The sequence below is a fragment of the Clostridium sp. MT-14 genome, assembly GCF_042436595.1.
In the GTDB taxonomy this organism is placed as follows: Bacteria; Bacillota; Clostridia; order Clostridiales; family Clostridiaceae; genus Clostridium_B; species Clostridium_B aromativorans.
The window spans coordinates 48641-66148 of the sequence record NZ_JBHMIY010000012.1; the positions used below are offsets into that span (position 1 = coordinate 48641).

A 17508-nucleotide genomic window follows, 5' to 3' on the forward strand; every position below is an offset into this window, starting at 1 on the left:
TAAGAATTAATATTATTTATATGGAGGTGTTCCTATGGGACAGGAAGCATTGGGAATGATAGAAACAAGAGGATTGGTAGGAGCAATAGAAGCTGCCGATTCAATGGTAAAAGCAGCAAACGTAGTTCTTATAGGCTATGAAAAAATTGGTTCAGGGCTTGTAACTGTTATGGTAAGAGGTGATGTAGGCGCAGTGAAAGCAGCTACAGATGCCGGTGCAGCTTCAGCTAAGAGAGTAGGAGAGGTTGTATCAATACATGTTATTCCAAGACCTCATACAGACGTGGAAAAAATATTACCTAAAATTTCAGAATAATTGATTAGGGGTAGATATGATGGATAATGAGTTAATAGAGAAGGTTTTAGATGAAATAAGAAAAAAGGTGGATTTGAAAAATTTTGATCAAGAACAGCTGAATAAAATTATAAAATCCTCATCTGAAAATTTAATGCAAAGGCAAAATAATGATATTCGAAAAGAAAATAAAATAGATAATGAGAGGGAGGTAGATTCAATGAGTGCACCATCACCAATAACTGAGTATGTTGGAACATCAAACTATGGGGATACAGTTGGACTGGTAATTGCAAATGTTGACAGTATGTTACATGAAAAAATGGGTATTGACAAGAAATATCGTTCTATAGGAATCATAAGTGACAGAACAGGGGCAGGTCCACAGATAATGGCTGCAGATGAGGCTGTAAAAGCTACTAATACGGAAGTTGTAAGTATCGAACTTCCAAGGGATACTAAAGGCGGTGCAGGACATGGTGCCTTGATCATATTGGCTTCAGAGGATGTATCGGATTCGAGAAGGGCAGTGGAAGTTGCACTTAGGGATACGAACAGAACCTTTGGAGATGTTTATGGATTTGATGCAGGCCATGTGGAACTTCACTACACTGCCAGGGCAAGCTATGCATTGAACAAGGCCTTTGGTGCTCCAATAGGAAAATCTTTTGGCATAATAGTAGGGGCTCCGGCAGGATTGGGAGTGGTAATGGCAGATAAAGCGCTCAAAACTGCAAACGTTGACCTGGTAAGTTATGCAAGTCCTGGAAATGGAGGGACTTCCTATACAAATGAGGTTATCATAACTATAACTGGAGATTCAGGTGCTGTAAGACAATCGGTAGTTGCCGCTAGAGAAGTGGGGTTATCTATAGCAAGATCAATGGGACAGAATCCTGTGTCTACTACTGGTAAACCTTATATTTAAAAATTTAAAGGGTTTAATATGTTTTAAGGAGGGTTCTAGTTAATGAAAAGATCCAAGAGATTTGAAGTATTAGAGAAAAGACCGATTCATCAAGATGGGTATGTTAAAGAATGGCCGGAAGTTGGGCTTATAGCAATAGGAAGTCCAAGTGATCCAGCTCCAAGTATTAAATTGGAGAATGGAAAAGTAGTCGAAATGGATGGAAAAAAGAGGGAAGAGTTTGATTTTATAGACACTTTTTTAGCAGATCATTCAATAAATCTAGAGAATACCGAAAAAGCCATGGCACTGGATTCAACTGATATTGCAAGAATGCTGGTTGATATAAATGTTTCGAGAGATGAAATAATAAAGATAACAACTTCACTTACTGCGGCAAAATTGGTGGAAGTAGTTGATAAATTAAATGTAGTTGAAATGATGATGGCTCTTCAGAAGATGAGGGCAAGGAAAACACCTGCCAACCAGGCACATGTTACCAATGTGCGGGATAATCCGGTACAGATTGCAGCAGATGCTGCTGAATCAGGTATCAGGGGCTTTGCGGAAATGGAAACTACCGTAGGTATAGTGAGATATGCACCATTCAATGCAATTGGAATTCTGGTGGGAGCACAGACAGGAAGACCTGGAGTGTTGACACAGTGCTCGTTGGAGGAAGCTACAGAGCTTAGATTGGGTATGCTTGGATATACGGCTTATGCAGAAACAATATCCGTATACGGTACGGAAAATGTATTTGTAGATGGTGATGATACTCCATATTCAAAAGCTTTTCTTGCATCGGCTTATGCTTCAAGGGGACTTAAAATGAGGTTTACTTCTGGAACCGGTTCTGAAGTTCAGATGGGTTATGCAGAAGGAAAATCCATGCTCTATCTGGAAGCAAGATGCATAATGATAACAAAGGGTGCCGGAGTTCAAGGCCTTCAGAATGGTTCAGTCAGCTGTATAGGTGTTCCAGCAGCAGTACCAGGAGGAATAAGGGCAGTATTGGGTGAAAATCTTATAACTGAAATGCTGGATCTTGAAGTTGCTTCAAGTAATGACCAGACTTTCACACATTCAGATATTAGAAAAACTGCAAGGACAATGATGCAGTTCTTACCAGGAACTGACTTTATATGTTCCGGTTATAGTTCAACTCCAAACTACGACAACATGTTTGCAGGTTCCAACTGGGATGCGGAGGATTATGATGATTGGATAGTGCTTCAGAGAGACCTTAAAGTTGATGGAGGACTTCAGCCGGTAAAAGAAGAAGATGTAGTGGCAGCTAGGAATAAGGCAGCTAGAGCAATGCAGGCACTGTTTAAAGAGCTTGGGCTCCCTGCTATAACCGATGAGGAAGTTGAAGCTGCAACCTATGCCCATGGAAGCAAGGATATGCCAGCTAGAAATGTAGTGGAAGATCTGAAGGCAGCTCAGGAATTATTGTCCCGAGGAGTAACTGGATTGGATATAGTAAAGGGACTTTATAAGGGCGGTTTTAAAGATGTAGCTGAAAATGTCCTCAATATATTGAGACAGAGGATAGCGGGAGATTATCTGCATGCATCTTCAATATTTGATAATAAATTCAATGTTATAAGTGCTGTCAATGATAAAAATGACTATATGGGACCTGGAACCGGTTATAGAGTAGAGGGAGAAAGATGGAATAAATTGAAAGACATAACATTTGCTCTAGATCCTGAAAAAATGTAAGAAAGAGAGGGATTGGAATATGGTAAATTCAGTATCTAACGAGGAATTAATAGAGTCTATAGTGCAGAAAGTTTTAGAGCAATTGCAATCTGGTGGATCTCATAACAGTACTTCTGCAGGCGGCGATGCTCCAGCCTCCAAAGTGGGAAACATGAAAATAGAGGAAATAGGTCCTGCACAACGGGGTAAGAAGAGTGATGAAGTAGTAGTGGGATTGGCGCCGGCTTTTGGATTATACCAAACTGAAACTATAATAGGAATACCTCACAATGAAGTCCTGAGAGAAATTCTTGCAGGCATAGAAGAAGAGGGGATTTCCTACAGGCTTATAAGGGTTTTAAATACCTCTGATGTGGCTTTTATAGCTCATGCTGCAGCTAAGTTAAGTGGCTCAGGTGTTGGCATAGGAATACAGTCAAAGGGCACCACGGTTATTCATCAAAAAGATTTGGATCCATTAAATAACCTGGAGTTGTTTTCACAGGCACCGTTGATTGACAAGAAGACTTTTAGGGCAATAGGCAAAAATGCAGCCAGATATGCTAAAGGTGAGTCTCCAGATCCAGTACCAGTTGTAAATGATCAGATGGCACGACCGAAATATCAGGCAAAAGCTGCAATACTTCACATAAAGGAAACTGAGCATGTGAATAGAAGTGCTAAACCTGTCGAACTAAAAGTAAGTTTTGAATAGGGGTGAAAATTATGGCTAATAATGATTTGATAGAACAGATAGTTAATGAAGTTTTAAAAAATATAGGTTCTGATGGAGCTGGAAACAAAACGGCTCAAAACAATTCATCTTCTTGTTCTACCGGGAATACTTTAAATGCAGAAAATGATTATCCGTTGAGCAAGAAAAGACCTGATCTTGTAAAGACCAAAACAGGTAAAAACATAAATGATATAAATATAGAGAATGTTTTAAATGGAAAGATAACTCCAGATGATATAAAGATAACTCCAGAAGTGCTTCTGTATCAAGCTCAGATAGCGGAATCAGTTGGAAGAAAACAGTTCGCACAAAATCTTAAAAGAGCAGCTGAACTCACAAAAGTTCCAGATGCCAGGGTTCTTGAAATATATGGAGCAATGAGACCTCATAGATCGACAAAACAGGAACTTTTGGATATAGCTAAGGAACTTGAAAATGACTACGGTGCCAAGATAAATGCTTCACTTGTGAGAGAAGCAGCTGAAGTTTATGAAAAGAGAAATATGTTGAGAGCTTAGGCGGGTGATATGATGAAATTTGTAGCAGGAGTTGATATAGGAAATTCCACTACTGAAGTTGCAATCGCGGATGTGGAAGACAAATTAGAGTTTAAAACAAGTAGTATAGGCAGGACTACAGGAATTAAAGGGACCCTGGATAATGTGGCGGGAATAATGAGAGCTCTGGAAGATGCTTGTCAAAATATACATATAAAGATAGAAAATTTAGATGTCATATGTATAAATGAAGCAACTCCGGTTATTGGAGATGTAGCTATGGAGACTATAACCGAAACGATCATTACAGAGTCTACCATGATAGGGCATAATCCGGATACCCCTGGAGGTATGGGAATAGGAGTTGGAAAAACCATATATTTAGATGAACTGAAAAACATGTCAGCAAATGAGCCTGTAATATGTGTAATTCCTAGAAAAGTTGATTTTGAAACTGCTGCAAATAGATTGAATGAGGCCTTTGACAATAATATTGATATCACTGCTGCCATAGTACAAGGTGATGATGGGGTCATAATAAACAATAGACTGAAAAAGCATATTCCTATTGTAGATGAAGTATCTTATATAGATAAAGTTCCTATGGGAATGTTGGCAGCAGTAGAGGTTGCATCTCTTGGAAGGACTATAAAGGTGTTGTCAAATCCCTATGGACTGGCTACAGTTTTTAAACTTTCGCCAGAGGAAACCAAACATGTTATTCCAATAGCAAGGGCCCTGATTGGAAATAGATCCGCCGTTGTAATAAGGACTCCTGAAGGAGATGTGAAAGAGAGAGTCATACCTGCCGGAAAATTGATACTTATGGGAGAAAAACAAAAAGAGCAGATTCCAATAGAAAATGGTTCAGAAACGATAATGAATGAATTGGAAAAATTATGGCCTATTAAAGATGTAACAGGTGAATCAGGAACCAATGTAGGCGGAATGTTGGAAAGAGTAAGACAGGTAATGAGCGAGCTTACAAGTCAGAGTATAGACAATGTGAAAATTCAGGATATTTTAGCTGTGGATACCTTTATACCTCAAAAAGTTCAAGGGGGAGTGGCCGGTGAATTCTCCCTTGAAAATGCGGTGGCACTGGCAGCCATGGTAAAAACCAGCAGGTTACCTATGGAGAGTATTGCTAAAAAATTGGAAAATGAAACCAAGGTAAAAGTTATAATAGGCGGAGTTGAGGCAAATGTAGCAGTTAGGGGAGCGCTTACTACTCCGGGTACGGATAAACCATTGGTAATACTCGATATAGGAGGAGGTTCTACAGATTCAGCCTATATAAGTGGAGAGGATAATATAAGATCCATTCATCATGCAGGAGCAGGTCAGATGGTTACAATGCTGATAAATTCAGAGTTGGGATTAGATGACGTGAGTTTAGCAGAGGATATAAAGAGATATCCTCTGGCTAAAGTTGAAAGTCTTTTTAATATAAGATATGAAGATGGAAATGTATGTTTTTATCAAAATCAGCTGGATTCTTCTCTATTTGCGAGAAATGTAATTGTAAAAAGTGAAAATGATCTGATCCCAATTCCGACTAAGCATTCTATAGAGAAGATAAGAATGGTCAGGAGAGAATCCAAAGAAAAAGTATTTGTAACAAATATTAAAAGAGCTCTAAAGGATATAGCACCTGATCATAATATAAGATCTGTGGACTTTGTGGTGCTTGTGGGAGGATCTGCACTGGATTTTGAAATACCTGAAATGATATCCGATGAATTGTCCCATTATGGAGTAATATGCGGCAGCGGCAATATACGGGGCCTTATGGGACCTAGAAATGCAGTAGCTACAGGTCTGGTAATTGCCTATTACCAGAGTATACATTCTGATAAATCCAGAGGATAAAAGAGGTAGTTTGATATGATTGATAATGTAAGTGTAAATAGACCTTGTATAAATGTATGCCTGGATAATCCTGCAGAATCTCTTTTAAAAGAGATTCTCGCCGGGTTAGAAGAAGAGGGCATTCCCTATGAATTGAAAAATATGAATTTTACCCAGGATGAAATAATTAAAATTGCTTATGAGGTTTCTGAGGAATCTAGAATGGGAATAGCCATTGCATTGAAAAATGATAGAGTAGTACTCCATTATAGTAAGCTTAAAGAAAATCATCCTCTTATAGATATGAGGCTTGATTATTATGAAAAACGTAAAGCCAGGATAATTGGCTGTAATGCTGCCAGACTTTATAAAGTAATGCCTTTTAAATCCTTTGAAGATACAGATGAAAATCAATTGGGTCAGCAGGTAAAATCAGCGGTTATTTCTGCTTTGAAGGACTTTAATTTGAATATTTCCTAAAATTTTATGTAGTTACTCCATATGTAACAAGGGAGGGATTTTTATGAATGGAGAGGCCCTTGGTATTATTGAAACTATTGGAATGGCTGCGGCAATAGAAGCTGCAGATAGTTGTGTAAAATCAGCAAATGTAACTCTTATAGGTTACGAACTGACCAGAGGGAGAGGCCTTGTAACAATTAAGATAAAGGGAGATGTGGGAGCGGTTAAAGCTGCAATCAACGCAGCAAAGGTAAGTGCAGGTAAGGTCAACGGTGTCTATTCTACTCTTGTTATACCAAGGCCTGCTGAAAATTTAGATAGTATTATAGAATCAAAAGAAACAGTGGGGCTTGAAAAAAAACGTGAAAAAGCTGAGGATGAGGATACAGATTCTCAAGTAAAAATAGGACAGAATGAAAAATTGGAAAATTCTAATTCACAGAAACCTCATTTGAATGAAAAAAATGGAGATATCCAGAAAGAAGCTAATCTGAGTGAAGAAATTGAAGAGGAAGGTTCCACTGACGTAGTTGAGGAAACTGTACCTGAAAGGAAGCAGACTGTTAAAGTTCAAAATGATGATTCCTCCAAGGAAAAGAAAAATGAAGAAGATAATAAGGAAGTATGCAATATATGCCATGATCCTCAATGCCCTAGGAAAAAGGGACAGCCGAGAAATCTGTGTATTCACTATAAAAATCATGGAAAGGCGATAGAGAATGATGGAAACTAATATGTTAAAGCAGGCCAATTCATTTATTATGGAAATGGAGAAATCATTTAAAAGTCCTAATAAGATTCATGTAGATCAAAATTTAAAAGTTGGGGTGGATTTAGGGACTTCTAATATTGTGATAACAGTTCTGGACGAAAATAATAGACCTGTTACTGGGGAGCTGTATTCCGCTAATGTGGTAAGGGACGGTATAGTGGTTGAATATTTGAATGCTGTGAATATACTTAGAAAATTAAAGGGAAAGCTAGAGGTTGTTTTAGATAGAAAGCTGGAATATGCTGCTACAGCTATACCACCGGGAATAAGTTCCGGAAATACGAAGGTTATTGCAAATGTAGTTGAGGCCGCTGATTTTATAGTTACCAATATAATAGATGAACCCACTGCAGCTTCTAATGTTTTGAAGATAAGAGATGGTGCAGTAGTGGATGTAGGAGGAGGAACTACTGGAATATCAGTATTAAAAGATGGCAAAGTGGTACATTCAGCAGATGAACCTACAGGAGGACATCATTTGAGCTTAGTTGTATCCGGAGCACTTCATATGGATTATGAAGAGGCAGAAAAATATAAGATAAACGAGGAAAATTATGATGAGGTATTTGCTCTAGTCAGACCGGTAATTGAAAAAATGGCGGATATAGTATTGAAAAATATTGAAGGATATGATGTGAGCACTATATACCTGGTGGGGGGGACTTGTTGTTTAAAAAATATAGAGAGTATATTTAAAAAATATACTGGTATAGAAACTATTAAGCCATATAATCCTCTTCTTGTAACGCCTATGGGAATAGCTATGAATGATATCAAGAAGTAAGTATAGCTGTCAGCTTATATAAGTGGGGTGAATAAATGGATATAAAAGATTTGCTAAGGCCTATGGTTGCCCAAATTATGAATATGTTAAATAGGAGAATATTGTTGTTTATATCAGGAGGAGCGGTAAATATAAAGGATATATTTGAGATGCTGGCCTCTATGAGTATATTGCAGTACGATATAGTAATGACAGAATCTGCAAAAAGGGTAATACCACAAAAATATGTGGATGCTCTCAATGGAAAACTGATAGAATGTAAAGAAGAACTGACTAATGCAGTGAGAGAAGATGATCTGGTTTTGATACCGGTGATGACTAGAAATACACTGGCAAAATGTGCAGTTGGCATAGAGGATAATTTGGTTACCTTGGGAATAGCCGAAGCTCTTATGATGGATAGGGAAATCATTGCTGTATCAGACAGTTTTGATCCTCAGAATTCTAAGAATGTAGGTTTAGGATTAAGTAGAAATGAAGCATATAATAGATTTATATTGAGCTACAGAGATAATTTGTCCAGCTTGGGAGTTGATTTTATTGAGGGAGATCAGCTTGGTGGAACTTTAAAGAGCAAATTTCTCCTTTTAAATGATTCGTCTGCAGGTAGTCAGGAAAAGAAGACTGCATCCAATACGGAGGTTAAGGATAAAAATATAACTGACCATAATATACCAAAACCCTGTGGAAAAAATAAAATATTATCCGATGTTGTAACTGCGAAAGATATTTTAGCTAATATGGATAATTCAAGGGAAATTTATATAAAGCAAGGGTCATTGATAACTCCTCTGGCGAAAGATTATGTGGACAATAATAATATAGTTATAAAATATTATTGATCACCTGAATTTTAAGAAAGAGGGATGAGCATGTATTTAGCTAAAGTAGTTGGAAATGTTGTTTCTACTCAAAAAAATGAAAAATTGGTTGGAAGTAAACTGCTTATTATAAAAAAAATAGATGAAAATGAAAATATAATAGGAGAACCTGTGGTGGCTATAGATACAGTAGGAGCTGGAATTAATGAAATTGTCATTGTGGTTACGGGAAGTGGAGCTAGGAATGCCAGCGAGTCGGGAAGTGATATACCGGCAGATGCGTCTATCGTCGGGATTGTAGATGAGGTGGAGTGGAACAAACACTGATGTATTTGCCTTTTTTAAAATGGCATTTTAGGTGGTGATTGGTATGAAGATATACACTAAAACTGGTGACAAGGGAAGTACCAGTTTGGTGGGTGGAGAGAGAACAAACAAATATGATCTTAGAGTGTGGGCCTACGGGAGTATAGATGAGGCAAATTCATCTATTGGTCTTGCTAGAGCTTGCATGGAAGATGAGAATTTAAAGGGCAAACTTTTAAAAATACAAAAAACTCTCTTTGAGGTTGCAGCAGAATTGGCATCGCTGGGAACTAAAAATTATAGGTCCAGGATAGAAGAGGAGGATGTTGTGTTTTTAGAAGATACTATAGATGAACTGGATAGAATGCGTCCTGTACAAAATGGATTTATAGTACCAGGTGGTACTGTGGAATCTGCTCATCTTGATGTGGCTAGAACAGATGTGAGAAGGGCAGAAAGATATATATCAGAACTCAGAAATCATTATGAAGTAAATGACAGCTTGCAAAAATATGTAAATAGGTTATCTGATGCTATATATGCTGTAGCTAGGTATTTCGACTATAAGGATATTTTAAAAAAGACAGAAGAGAAGCTAACTAGCTTAAACAGTGGCGAGAAAATCGACTGCAGAGGCAATCCCCAAAAAAACTTGCTGACAAATACAGTACTTAACAGGGAGACTGCTGAATATATAGCCGGGAAATGCATAGAAAAATCTTATGATATAGGTGTACCAATGGTAATATGTATTGTAGATTTTGACGGTAATGTGATACTGCTGGAGCGAATGGATAACTCTCTTTTAATAAGCTTGAAAGTTGCTTTTAAAAAAGCATATACGGCTGCAGCTCTTAAAAGCCCTACAGGAGAACTATATAAGGCATTACTGCCAGGAGGAGAGTTCTATGGGCTTAATAACGATGAAAACATAATAACTTTTGCAGGGGGATTTCCTTTAAAAATAGATGGGCATATTGTAGGAGCTATAGGAGTAAGCGGGGGTACAGTAGATGAAGATACCAGCGTTTCAAAATATGGAGTAGAAGTTTTTGAGGAGGTAGTAAAGTATGGAATTAAAAGGTAATGATTTATCCCTGATAATAGAAAAAGTGTTAAAAGAGTTAAATGAAAAAGATACTAAAGAGAAAGTCAGCGATGGAGTATTTAAGACTATGGATGAAGCTATAGAAGCAGCTTATGAGGCTCAAAAGGTTTATCAGAAATATACTCTTGAACAGCGTGAAAAATTGATAAGTTCTATGAAAAAAGCACTGCTGGAAAATGCGATGAATATAGCTAATCTCTGTGTAAAAGAATCAGGAATGGGCAGAGTCGATCATAAGTATTTGAAATTAAAGCTGGTGGCTGAAAAAACCCAGGGTACAGAAATTCTGAAGACTGAAGCTTATACGGGCGATAAGGGTCTTACATTGGTTGAACGGGGTGCTTTTGGAGTGATAGGATCTATAACTCCGTCTACTAACCCTGCTGCTACAGTTGCCTGCAATGCAATATGCATGCTGGCAGGAGGAAACACGGTGGTATTTTCACCACATCCAGGTGCATTTAAGTCATCTATAGAAACTATGAAAGTTTTAAATAAAGCTATAAAGGAAGCAGGAGGACCGGACAATTTACTCACTGCTGTTGCAAAACCTTCACTTGAAAATACCAATGTACTTTTAAAGGATAAGAGAATAAGAATGCTTGTTGCTACAGGTGGACCTGGAATAGTAAGAATGGTACTGTCTTCAGGTAAAAAAGCTATAGGTGCTGGGGCAGGAAACCCTCCTGTTGTAGTTGACGAAACCGCAGATATTAAAAAAGCAGCCAAGGATATAATATCAGGGTGCAGTTTTGATAACAATTTACCTTGCATAGCAGAAAAAGAAGCTTTGGTAGTTGAGGATGTATATGAACAGCTTATTGAGTATATGAAGGAAAATAGGGCGGTTTATGAGATAAACGATACTCAGGCAGATAAATTGGTTAGAAAGGTTTTAAATCAGGATAGCAAAACCGGCCAATATTCTATAAATAAAACTTTTGTTGGCAAAAGTGCTAAATATCTTCTTGATAGCATAGGTGAAAGAGCTTCGGATGAAACGGAATGTTTGATTTACAGAACTGAAAATCGTCATCCATTTGTACAGTTGGAATTGATGATGCCTATACTGCCAATAGTTAAAACAAAAGATTTTAAAGAGGCATTAAAACTGGCCGTAGAAGATGAGCATGGTAACAGACATACCGCTATAATGCATTCCAAGAATATAGATAATTTGACTGAAATGGCAAGAAAAATAGATACTACCATATTTGTTAAAAATGCACCTTCTTATGCAGGCATAGGTTTTGGAGGAGAGGGTTATACAACTTATACTATAGCAGGACCTACAGGTGAGGGGCTTACGAATGCTGTTTCCTTTACTAGAATAAGAAGATGCTCTATGGTGGATTCATTTAGAATAGTTTAAATAAGTCTATATTAGGATCCTTGGGGGAAAGAGAGGTGTAATGTTGGATTTATTAAATAAGATTAAAGAAGCAGGTATTATAGGTGCTGGAGGAGCAGGATTTCCAACTTATATCAAGCTAAATTGTAAAGTTGAGTATTTTATAATAAATGGTCTGGAATGTGAGCCACTTTTGCAATCAGATAAATATTTAATGAGAAATAAAAGCGATGAGATAGTGAGTACAGCGGAGAAGATAGGTGATAAAATTGAAGCTGTACACATTGTAATAGGTTTAAAGGAAGAGTACTATGATGAAATCCGTGCTCTTAGAGAATCCATAGAAAAGCTGAATTCTAAAGTAGAACTTCATTTAAGCAGTGCTTTTTATCCTGCAGGAGATGAACAGACGCTTGTTTATGAAGTAACGGGCAGAACAATACCTCCTGGAGGAATCCCTTTAAATGTAGGTGCAGTGGTATCAAACGTGGGAACGGTATTTAATATATTTGAAGCTATACAGGATAAACCAGTTATATATAAATTTGTAACTGTCATAGGAGAGGTATATAACCCTTCAATTATCAAAGTTCCAATAGGTACATCGGTTAAAGAGTGCATTGAAAAATGCGGCGGAACTACCGTAGATGATTATGTGGTTATAATGGGCGGACCTATGATGGGAAAATTACTTTCAGAAGAATCATTCGAAAATAGGGTTATTACCAAAACAGATGGTGCAGTTCTTGTAATTCCATCGGATCACTATTTAGCTCAGAGAGAAAAGATGACTATAAAACATATGAAAAATCAGGCTAAATCAGCTTGCATACAATGTCATTATTGTACCGATATGTGTCCTAGATTTTTAATTGGACATCCGATTCATCCTCATAAGATAATGAGAGCTGTTGCGTTGAGCGAGGATAATGATGAATTGTTTAAGGAAGCACTCATATGTTGTGAATGCGGTATTTGCGAATTATATGCTTGTCCAATGGGACTGTCTCCTAAACGCATAAATGTATACTTTAAGGGAAAGTTAAGAGAAAAAGGTATAAAATGGAAAAATATTACGAATATATTTGAAGGACATGTTCTCAGAGATTACAGGAAAGTACCTACAAAAAGGTTGATATCAAGATTGGCATTGAACAAATATGTAGATCAGCAAATTGAAGAAGGGGAAGAAATAAGTCCCGAAGAAGTGAGTATTCCATTAAAGCAGGGAATAGGAGCACCGGCTTCTCCTGTGGTAAAAACGGGAGATAAGATTGAAAAAGGACAGCTGATTGGGAAAATAGAAGAGGGTAAAATGGGTTCAAACGTACATGCCAGCGTTGACGGTGAAGTTATTGAAGTAGGTCAAAATGTAGTCATAAAGACTATGCAAGTTGAGGTGATACCATGATAAGAACTATAGGTTTAATAGAATTAAATAGTATAGCCAGGGGAATTGAGACGGCAGATGTGATGATTAAGAGTGGAGAGGTACAACTGCTTTTAGCAAAAACCATTTGCCCCGGAAAGTATATGATACTTATTACAGGAAATGTAGGAGCTGTGAAATCGGCAGTTCAAAGCGGGCAAAATATAGGGGCACAGTATGTGGTAGATAAATTGGTGCTCCCCAATGTACATCCCCAGGTGATTGCTGCAATTAGTGAGGCCACGGGAATTGACGAATTGAAGGATCTGGGAGTTATGGAATTTTTCGGAGTAGCTTCTGCTATTATAGCGGCAGATGCAGCGGCTAAATCTGCCAATGTAAAGCTCATAGAGGTAAGGCTGGGCATGGGTATAGGCGGGAAAGCTTTTATAACCCTTACAGGGGATGTAAGTGCAGTTAAAAATGCGGTTACAGTTGGATCAAATACAGCTCTGGAAAGTGGAATGCTGGTTAACAAAGCAGTTATATCAAGGCCAAGTAAGGAGCTTTTGCAATATCTTCTGTAAAAAAGAGTAGATTATCTTATTAAATTCCAGTAAAGTATTTATTTGCTGGAATTTATAAATTTTATCCGAATCTAAGAATCACTTGATTTTTAGGGTTAATATTAATGGACAAAAAGGGGGATATTTATATGAGTATGAATAGTAAAGAAGAGTTATTTGAAGATGTAAACGATGTCGAGATAGGAGATATAATAGATCTTGATTTTTTACAGAAGATTCAGGATAATTTTGCTAAAAGTGTAGGAGTAGCTGCTATAGCTTCAGATGATACAGGTAAACCCGTAGTAAAAGAAAGTGAATTCACAGATTTTTGTATGAAGTTGACAAGGGGATGTAGAATTGGAAATGAAAGATGCCAGGAATGTGACAAGAATGGCGGCATGGAATCCTACAGAAAAGGAAGACCTGTTGTTTATCAGTGCCATGCTGGTCTTGTAGATTTTGCTGCCCCCATACTTTTGAAGGGAAGGGTTATTGGAAACATGCTGGGAGGACAGGTCCTGACTGAAAAACCTGATGAAAATAAATTTAAAAAAATGGCGGAGGAGATAGGCGTTGATCCGGAAGAATATATAAAAGCCCTTAGAAAAGTTAAAATTGTAGAAAGAGATAAAGTAGAAGCTGCGGCAAATGTACTCTATATGATTTCAAACATCCTTTCAAAACTTGGATATAATCAATATCAGTTAAAGAACCTAAGTCAAAATATAAATGAAAATCTAGAACAGATAGCTGCAGCTGTGGAGGAACTTTCCTCATCTGCTTCAAGTGTGTCAGAGGATCAGCAATCTTTAAATAGAGAAGTACAAAATATAAAGGAACTTTCGGAAGAGATACACAAAATTATAAACTATATAAAGAGCATTGCAGATCAGACAAATATGCTTGGACTTAATGCAGCTATTGAAGCTGCTAGAGCGGGGGAATATGGAAAGGGCTTTGGTGTAGTAGCAGATGAAATAAGAAAGCTTTCAGATAGTTCCAAAGAGACAGCCTTGAATATTGTAAAACTTAATTCCAGTATTCAGGATTCAGTTTCAAAAACAGTTAAAGTTTCAGATCATACTCTAAAGGCAAACGAAAATCAGGCATCAGCTGCTGAGCAGATCAGCGCAAGTTTGCAGGAGGTACTGTCACTGGTTTCCAATATGAATGAACTGGCACAGAGCTTTAAATAATATTAAATTTTTCGAATATTAGTACAGAAAATTTTATATTATATACCTGCAATTTTTTACTCTAATTGTCCACGAAGTATTTTAAATTGTTTAAATATATGAATATTTAAATAAGATGAAGTATAAATTAAAAAAATATATAGAATATAAAATATTTACAGGTAGATTGTCCAATTCTATTTAAAATAGTCTTAAAATCTTAAAAAGAAAGCTGTCATAAAAGTGAATAATAATATATAATCATTCCATACTAAAGTTAAAGTAAAATTTACTTTTAGAGGTGCAAAAAATGGTATCTAAATTGGGAAGATTATTAATTGGTAAAAGCTTAAAAACCAATGAATTGAAATCCGAGAAATTCAATGTATTTTGGGGACTACCAGTACTGTCCAGCGATGCGATATCCTCAGTCGCATATGCAGGTGAAGAGATACTCTGGGTACTAATACCTGTTTTAGGTATAATGTCATATAAATACATGTTTTATTCAGCACTTTGCATTGTGTTTTTAATGATTTTGGTCACACTTTCATATAGACAAACTATAGATGCTTATCCTCAAGGAGGGGGGTCTTATATTGTTGCAAAAGACAATCTTGGAACAATCCCTGGACTTGTAGCAGGAGCATCTTTAACTATTGGCTATGTTTTGACCGTAGCAGTAAGTACATCTGCAGGTACAGCAGCTATAATCTCTGCAGTGCCTGTACTATTACCTTATAGGGTTACTATAACCCTATTATTTATATTTATTATAACCATAGGTAATTTAAGGGGGATAAGGGAATCTGCAAAGGCATTCGGTACCCCCACTTATTTATTTATGATTGTGATATTGTCTATGATATTTTTTGGAATATTTAAAGTGAAGGTGTTGGGATACGTACCTGAGCCCATGTATAAAATACCGACAGCAGTTTCTAATATAACTGTGTTTTTGTTTTTAAGGGCTTTTTCTTCAGGATGCACGGCACTTACTGGAATAGAAGCAGTGAGCAATGGTATTCCCAGCTTTAAGGAACCTTCACAGAAAAATGCCAAGAGAGTTTTAGAACTTTTGGCATTGGTGGTGCTTGTAATATTTGGAGGAGTGTCTTATCTTGCCACTCTCTACCATGCAGTACCTAATTCAGATGTAACTGTAGTTGCCCAAATCGCCCATCAGGTATTTGGCGGCAATATTATGTTTTATTTGGTCCAAGTGACTACTGCCATTATACTCATAATGGCCAGCAATACTGCCTTTGCAGGACTTCCGCTTTTGCTGGCTTTTATAGCTAAGGATGGATTTGCTCCAAGGCAGTTTGCCAAGAGGGGAAAAAGACTTGGATATTCAAATGGAATCATAACCCTTGGATTGGTTTCAGCCATGCTGGTTGTTATGTTTCAAGGAGATACTCACTATTTGATGCCACTGTATGCAGTGGGAGTTTTTATATCCTTTACATTGTCCCAGGCGGGAATGTTTAAAAGATGGATAAGGCTCAAAAGTAAAGGCTGGATCCGCAGGGCTGCCATAAATGGTATAGGTACGCTTGTTACCTTTGCCACAGCTGTTATACTGGGGATAACTAGATTTTTAAATGGAGCATGGATTGTATTCATACTTATACCTGCATTGGTTTATCTTATGATAGCTGTTAGGAGGCATTATTCTGAAGTGGCCAGACAGTTGAAACTTACGTTAAATGAGAGACCTAAGGAAAAAGTGGATATATCTAAACAAAAGCGATATGTAATAGTACCTATAGATACTTTGAATAAGTCTTTTTTAAAAGCCTTAAATTACGCCAGAACAATATCAGACAATATAATAATTTTTCACGTGTCAGTAGATGATGAGGCTACAAAAAAGCTTTTAAAAAAATGGCACGAGTATAATGTAGATATACCCATAGTGGTGAAAAGATCCCCTTATAGAAGTATATTGGGGCCTTTGGTCAAATTTATAGAGTCGGAAGAATATGCAGCGGGACCTAAAGATACTGTGACAGTGGTTCTGGCCCAGCTTGTGGTTACAAAATGGTGGGGGAATATACTTCACAATCAAACTGCATTGTTTATCAGAACCATGCTTCTTAGAAGAAGAAATATAGCTGTAGTTACAGTTCCGTATATAATATTTGAGGATTAAATATAAAAATGGCAAAATGCCATTTTTATATTTTACAAAATTTTTTTATGAAAATTGTTGATTATTTATGTAAATTGTGATATTATAATTTACATATTCAAGTGAAGTACATGTGTATTTTATTTGCGAACAAGGACGGGATTTTATGAATGCTAAGTTTCTCATAATTGATACTAGAATACTTCCTGATGTATTTACTAAGGTGGTAAAAGTGAAGGAACTCTTGAGAACTAAAGAGGTAAAAGATATATCAGAAGGAGTAAAGAAAGTTGGTATAAGCAGGAGCACTTATTATAAATATAAGGATGCAGTTTTTACATTATCTGAAGGCATAATTGGTCACAAGATAACTATTGGATTGATTTTAGCCCATAAAGCAGGTACTTTGTCTAAGATACTTGATATAATAGCTCAAAAAAAAGGTAACATACTCACTATAAATCAGGACATACCTATCAATAATGCTGCTACTGTATCTATAACTTTTGATGCTTCTAAATTAGAAGTAGAGGTCAACGAATTGTTGGAAGATATAAGGAATTTAAAGAACGTTATAAAAGTTAATTTAGCCGCAGTAGAATAGAAATATAATTGTGTTTAATTATACATATAGTATTTAATTTCAAATAAAAAAGCTATGACA

General features: G+C 36.8%; 18 protein-coding genes and 1 other annotated feature (1 of these 19 running past the window's edge). All 18 genes read left to right on the forward strand.

Going from position 1 to position 17508, the window contains the following annotated elements; all coding sequences use genetic code 11:
• Nucleotides 1-34 precede the first annotated feature (34 nt).
• The 18 genes from eutM to ACFHWD_RS10380 all read left to right on the forward strand — a co-directional run bounded on the left by eutM (nt 35) and on the right by ACFHWD_RS10380 (nt 17448).
• Nucleotides 35-316, forward strand: coding sequence for an ethanolamine utilization microcompartment protein EutM (gene eutM, locus ACFHWD_RS10295; protein WP_150355917.1), 282 nt, complete (start codon nt 35-37; stop codon nt 314-316).
• A 19-nt stretch (nt 317-335) separates the two neighbouring features.
• Entirely contained in the window at nt 336-1223 is an 888-nt protein-coding gene (pduB, locus tag ACFHWD_RS10300) for a propanediol utilization microcompartment protein PduB (RefSeq protein ID WP_150355916.1), read from the forward strand.
• Nucleotides 1224-1265: 42 nt separating this feature from the next.
• Entirely contained in the window at nt 1266-2930 is a 1665-nt protein-coding gene (locus ACFHWD_RS10305) for a propanediol/glycerol family dehydratase large subunit (RefSeq protein ID WP_150355915.1), read from the forward strand.
• 19 nt (nt 2931-2949) lie between these two features.
• Complete coding sequence (locus ACFHWD_RS10310; protein WP_150355914.1) at nt 2950-3624, forward strand: propanediol/glycerol family dehydratase medium subunit; 675 nt, start codon at nt 2950-2952, stop codon at nt 3622-3624.
• 11 nt (nt 3625-3635) lie between these two features.
• Nucleotides 3636-4163 carry a diol dehydratase small subunit gene (locus ACFHWD_RS10315; protein WP_150355913.1) on the forward strand — a complete coding sequence of 176 codons (528 nt, stop codon included), beginning with the start codon at nt 3636-3638 and terminating at the stop codon, nt 4161-4163.
• Between the two features lie 12 nt (nt 4164-4175).
• The gene (locus tag ACFHWD_RS10320; RefSeq protein ID WP_150355954.1) at nt 4176-6014 is read left to right on the forward strand and encodes a diol dehydratase reactivase subunit alpha; all 1839 of its coding nucleotides are present in this window, start codon (nt 4176-4178) and stop codon (nt 6012-6014) included.
• A 15-nt stretch (nt 6015-6029) separates the two neighbouring features.
• The gene (locus ACFHWD_RS10325; RefSeq protein WP_150355912.1) at nt 6030-6473 is read left to right on the forward strand and encodes a glycerol dehydratase reactivase beta/small subunit family protein; all 444 of its coding nucleotides are present in this window, start codon (nt 6030-6032) and stop codon (nt 6471-6473) included.
• 43 nt (nt 6474-6516) lie between these two features.
• Nucleotides 6517-7188, forward strand: coding sequence for a BMC domain-containing protein (locus ACFHWD_RS10330; protein WP_378061750.1), 672 nt, complete (start codon nt 6517-6519; stop codon nt 7186-7188).
• Nucleotides 7175-8011: an ethanolamine utilization protein EutJ gene (gene eutJ, locus ACFHWD_RS10335; RefSeq protein WP_229980992.1), complete on the forward strand. Its 837-nt coding sequence runs from the start codon at nt 7175-7177 to the stop codon at nt 8009-8011. Before ACFHWD_RS10330 ends, eutJ begins: the two co-directional genes overlap by 14 nt.
• 35 nt (nt 8012-8046) lie before the next feature.
• On the forward strand, nt 8047-8853 hold the full coding sequence (locus tag ACFHWD_RS10340; protein WP_150355910.1) for a flavoprotein: 807 nt from the start codon (nt 8047-8049) through the stop codon (nt 8851-8853).
• A gap of 30 nt (nt 8854-8883) precedes the next feature.
• Nucleotides 8884-9159: a EutN/CcmL family microcompartment protein gene (locus tag ACFHWD_RS10345; RefSeq protein WP_150355909.1), complete on the forward strand. Its 276-nt coding sequence runs from the start codon at nt 8884-8886 to the stop codon at nt 9157-9159.
• A gap of 43 nt (nt 9160-9202) precedes the next feature.
• Complete coding sequence (locus tag ACFHWD_RS10350; RefSeq protein WP_150355908.1) at nt 9203-10225, forward strand: cob(I)yrinic acid a,c-diamide adenosyltransferase; 1023 nt, start codon at nt 9203-9205, stop codon at nt 10223-10225.
• The gene (locus tag ACFHWD_RS10355) at nt 10209-11618 is read left to right on the forward strand and encodes an aldehyde dehydrogenase family protein (protein ID WP_179976940.1); all 1410 of its coding nucleotides are present in this window, start codon (nt 10209-10211) and stop codon (nt 11616-11618) included. Before ACFHWD_RS10350 ends, ACFHWD_RS10355 begins: the two co-directional genes overlap by 17 nt.
• 43 nt (nt 11619-11661) lie before the next feature.
• Nucleotides 11662-13008, forward strand: coding sequence for a 4Fe-4S dicluster domain-containing protein (locus ACFHWD_RS10360; protein ID WP_378061782.1), 1347 nt, complete (start codon nt 11662-11664; stop codon nt 13006-13008).
• A complete protein-coding gene (locus ACFHWD_RS10365; RefSeq protein ID WP_378061754.1) occupies nt 13005-13553 on the forward strand; it encodes a BMC domain-containing protein in 549 nt (182 codons plus the stop codon). The genes ACFHWD_RS10360 and ACFHWD_RS10365 overlap by 4 nt, the downstream gene beginning before the upstream one ends.
• A 128-nt stretch (nt 13554-13681) precedes the next feature.
• Nucleotides 13682-14731 carry a PocR ligand-binding domain-containing protein gene (locus tag ACFHWD_RS10370; protein ID WP_378061756.1) on the forward strand — a complete coding sequence of 350 codons (1050 nt, stop codon included), beginning with the start codon at nt 13682-13684 and terminating at the stop codon, nt 14729-14731.
• 289 nt (nt 14732-15020) lie between these two features.
• Nucleotides 15021-16865 carry an APC family permease gene (locus ACFHWD_RS10375; RefSeq protein WP_150358769.1) on the forward strand — a complete coding sequence of 615 codons (1845 nt, stop codon included), beginning with the start codon at nt 15021-15023 and terminating at the stop codon, nt 16863-16865.
• 145 nt (nt 16866-17010) lie between these two features.
• Nucleotides 17011-17448 carry an ACT domain-containing protein gene (locus ACFHWD_RS10380; protein WP_150358770.1) on the forward strand — a complete coding sequence of 146 codons (438 nt, stop codon included), beginning with the start codon at nt 17011-17013 and terminating at the stop codon, nt 17446-17448.
• A gap of 45 nt (nt 17449-17493) precedes the next feature.
• Nucleotides 17494-17508: a binding site (T-box leader), on the forward strand; it runs 286 nt beyond the window's last position.

Excerpts from the sequence above, each read along its gene's own strand:
- ACFHWD_RS10305 (WP_150355915.1), top strand. The coding sequence starts at position 1,266 with ATGAAAAGATCCAAGAGATTTGAAGTATTAGAGAAAAGACCGATTCAT.
- eutM (WP_150355917.1), top strand. The coding sequence starts at position 35 with ATGGGACAGGAAGCATTGGGAATGATAGAAACAAGAGGATTGGTAGGA.
- ACFHWD_RS10365 (WP_378061754.1), top strand. The coding sequence starts at position 13,005 with ATGATAAGAACTATAGGTTTAATAGAATTAAATAGTATAGCCAGGGGA.
- ACFHWD_RS10340 (WP_150355910.1), top strand. The coding sequence starts at position 8,047 with ATGGATATAAAAGATTTGCTAAGGCCTATGGTTGCCCAAATTATGAAT.
- ACFHWD_RS10345 (WP_150355909.1), top strand. The coding sequence starts at position 8,884 with ATGTATTTAGCTAAAGTAGTTGGAAATGTTGTTTCTACTCAAAAAAAT.
- ACFHWD_RS10350 (WP_150355908.1), top strand. The coding sequence starts at position 9,203 with ATGAAGATATACACTAAAACTGGTGACAAGGGAAGTACCAGTTTGGTG.
- eutJ (WP_229980992.1), top strand. The coding sequence starts at position 7,175 with ATGATGGAAACTAATATGTTAAAGCAGGCCAATTCATTTATTATGGAA.
- ACFHWD_RS10375 (WP_150358769.1), top strand. The coding sequence starts at position 15,021 with ATGGTATCTAAATTGGGAAGATTATTAATTGGTAAAAGCTTAAAAACC.
- ACFHWD_RS10355 (WP_179976940.1), top strand. The coding sequence starts at position 10,209 with ATGGAATTAAAAGGTAATGATTTATCCCTGATAATAGAAAAAGTGTTA.
- ACFHWD_RS10310 (WP_150355914.1), top strand. The coding sequence starts at position 2,950 with ATGGTAAATTCAGTATCTAACGAGGAATTAATAGAGTCTATAGTGCAG.
- ACFHWD_RS10320 (WP_150355954.1), top strand. The coding sequence starts at position 4,176 with ATGAAATTTGTAGCAGGAGTTGATATAGGAAATTCCACTACTGAAGTT.
- pduB (WP_150355916.1), top strand. The coding sequence starts at position 336 with ATGGATAATGAGTTAATAGAGAAGGTTTTAGATGAAATAAGAAAAAAG.
- ACFHWD_RS10315 (WP_150355913.1), top strand. The coding sequence starts at position 3,636 with ATGGCTAATAATGATTTGATAGAACAGATAGTTAATGAAGTTTTAAAA.
- ACFHWD_RS10330 (WP_378061750.1), top strand. The coding sequence starts at position 6,517 with ATGAATGGAGAGGCCCTTGGTATTATTGAAACTATTGGAATGGCTGCG.
- ACFHWD_RS10370 (WP_378061756.1), top strand. The coding sequence starts at position 13,682 with ATGAGTATGAATAGTAAAGAAGAGTTATTTGAAGATGTAAACGATGTC.
- ACFHWD_RS10380 (WP_150358770.1), top strand. The coding sequence starts at position 17,011 with ATGAATGCTAAGTTTCTCATAATTGATACTAGAATACTTCCTGATGTA.
- ACFHWD_RS10325 (WP_150355912.1), top strand. The coding sequence starts at position 6,030 with ATGATTGATAATGTAAGTGTAAATAGACCTTGTATAAATGTATGCCTG.